Origin of the sequence: Streptomyces sp. NPDC058469, assembly GCF_042721125.1 — a bacterium.
GTDB lineage: Bacteria > Actinomycetota > Actinomycetes > Streptomycetales > Streptomycetaceae > Streptomyces.
The window spans coordinates 1-2,082 of record NZ_JBHXME010000347.1; the positions used below are offsets into that span (position 1 = coordinate 1).

At 68.2% G+C, this 2,082-nt stretch carries 2 protein-coding genes and 1 tRNA gene; 1 reads left to right on the top strand and 2 read right to left on the bottom strand.

Features of this window, described 5'->3' with window-relative positions:
• Positions 1–42: 42 nt before the first annotated feature.
• Both chpH and ACFWP5_RS52320 read right to left on the bottom strand, forming a co-directional pair.
• Positions 43–276 (bottom strand): chaplin ChpH, encoded by a 234-nt coding sequence (gene chpH, locus ACFWP5_RS52315; protein WP_329508865.1) that lies wholly within the window; start codon positions 274–276, stop codon positions 43–45.
• A 157-nt stretch (positions 277–433) separates the two neighbouring features.
• Positions 434–1,759 carry a M20/M25/M40 family metallo-hydrolase gene (locus ACFWP5_RS52320; RefSeq protein ID WP_384174504.1) on the bottom strand — a complete coding sequence of 442 codons (1,326 nt, stop codon included), beginning with the start codon at positions 1,757–1,759 and terminating at the stop codon, positions 434–436.
• Between the two features lie 199 nt (positions 1,760–1,958).
• Between ACFWP5_RS52320 and ACFWP5_RS52325 the strand changes: the two genes are divergently transcribed.
• Positions 1,959–2,043: transfer RNA gene (locus ACFWP5_RS52325), tRNA-Leu, on the top strand.
• The last annotated feature ends 39 nt before the right edge of the window (positions 2,044–2,082 follow it).

The following is a 2,082-nucleotide window of genomic DNA, read 5'->3' on the forward strand; positions in this document are numbered from 1 at the left end:
CTCCGGGGCCGAGGACGTGGTCGCCCCCTCAGAGGGCCGACGTCACTTGTTGATGCAGGTGTTGCCGAAGGCGGGGTTCAGCAGACCGATCACCGAGATCGTGTTGCCGCACACGTTCACCGGGACGTGGACGGGAACCTGGACGACGTTGCCGGAAACGACACCCGGGGAGTGCACAGCGGCACCCTGAGCGCCCGAGTCGGCGACGGCCAGGCCCGCTCCCGCGAGAACCAGGCCACCAGTGGCAGCCGCAGCGGCGACGACCTTCTTGATCATTATTCCTCCTTGTTGGCAAAAGCGATCTCGTGTTGCCGATCGCATCACCTGTAACGAGGAGGGAGTAATGGAGCTACGAGCTTATGAGCACATTCACCCGTCCCAGTGGCTTCCGTACGAGCGGTCGAATTTCGGCGTCAACGCACGCCGTACGGCTTCAGGACGCGTCGATGAACCGGTCCAGCACCCGCACCCCGAACTTCAGCCCCTCCACCGGCACCCGCTCGTCGACCCCGTGGAACATGCCCGCGAAGTCCAGCTCCGGCGGCAGCTTGAGCGGTGCGAAGCCGAAGCCTCGGATGCCCAGGTCGTCGAAGGACTTGGCGTCCGTACCGCCGGAGAGCATGTACGGGATGGCCTTCGCGGTCGGGTCCTCGGCGAGCAGCGAGGACTGCATGGCCTCGACCAGCGCCCCGTCGAAGGTGGTCTCCAGTGCCTTGTCGGAGTGCGCGCCCTCACGCTTCACATTCGGCCCGAGAATCCGGTCGAGGTCGGCGAGGAACTCCTCCTTGTACCCCGGCAGGAACCGCCCGTCGACGTGCGCGGTGGCCTCGCCGGGGATGACGTTGACCTTGTAACCGGCGTTCAGCTGCGTCGGGTTGGCGGTGTTCCTCAAGGTCGCGCCGATGAGCTTGGCGATGCCGCCGAGCCGGGCGAGGGTGGACTCCATGTCCTCCGGGTCCAGCTGGGTGCCGAGCGCGTCGCCCAGCTCGTCGAGGAAGGCCCGCGTCGTCTTGGTGACCCGCACCGGGAACTCGTGCCGGCCGATACGGGCGACCGCCTCCGACAGCTCGGTGATCGCGTTGTCCCGGTGGATCATCGACCCGTGCCCGGCGGTACCGGCCACGGTCAGCTTCATCCAGTGCATGCCCTTCTCGGCCGTCTGGATCAGGTAGAGCCGCCGCTCCTCGCTCACCGTGAACGAGAACCCGCCGACCTCGCTGATGCCCTCGGTGACGCCCTCGAACAGCTCGGGGTGGTTGTCGACGAGGTGCCGCGCACCGTACGTACCGCCCGCCTCCTCGTCCGCGAGGAAGGCGACCACGATGTCGCGCGGGGGCCTGCGCCCGCTGCGCAGCCGGTCGCGGACGACCGCCAGGGTCATCGCGTCCATGTCCTTCATGTCGACGGCGCCGCGCCCCCACACGCACCCGTCCGCGACCTCGCCGGAGAAGGGGTGGTGGTTCCAGTCGGCCGCGTTCGCCGGTACGACGTCCAGGTGGCCGTGGATGAGGAGCGCGGGCCGGGAGGGGTCCGTGCCCTCGATCCGGGCCACCGTGGACGCGCGTCCCGGGTGCGACTCGAAGATCTCGGGTTCGAGGCCCACCTCGGCGAGCTGCTCGGCGACGTACTCGGCCGCCTTGCGCTCACCCGGGCCCGAGTGGTCGCCGTAGTTGCTGGTGTCGATCCGGATCAGCTCGCGGCAGAGGTCCACGACCTCGTCCTCGCCGGTGACGCCCTTGGCCGTGTCCGTGTCGCTCACGCTGCTTCCTCCCACTGTCACTGCTGGTGGTCCTCCCCCATCCTCTCTCTCCACCGCACCTCACCCCAAGGGCGGTCCCGGCCCGTCACACGCCGTTCACGCGGGACGAGGGCGGGAACAGGGGGTGATCGGCCACCCCTGGAAGCCTGGTAATGTTTCCTTCGTCGCCGCGAGGGAAGCCACGCGCGACAGACACCTTGTCCGGGTGGCGGAATGGCAGACGCGCTAGCTTGAGGTGCTAGTGCCCTTTATCGGGCGTGGGGGTTCAAGTCCCCCCTCGGACACAGCGGAAAACCCCCAGGTCACCCTGGGGGTTTTCGCTT

Coding starts and splice junctions, on each gene's coding strand:
- chpH (WP_329508865.1), bottom strand. CDS start 276: ATGATCAAGAAGGTCGTCGCCGCTGCGGCTGCCACTGGTGGCCTGGTT.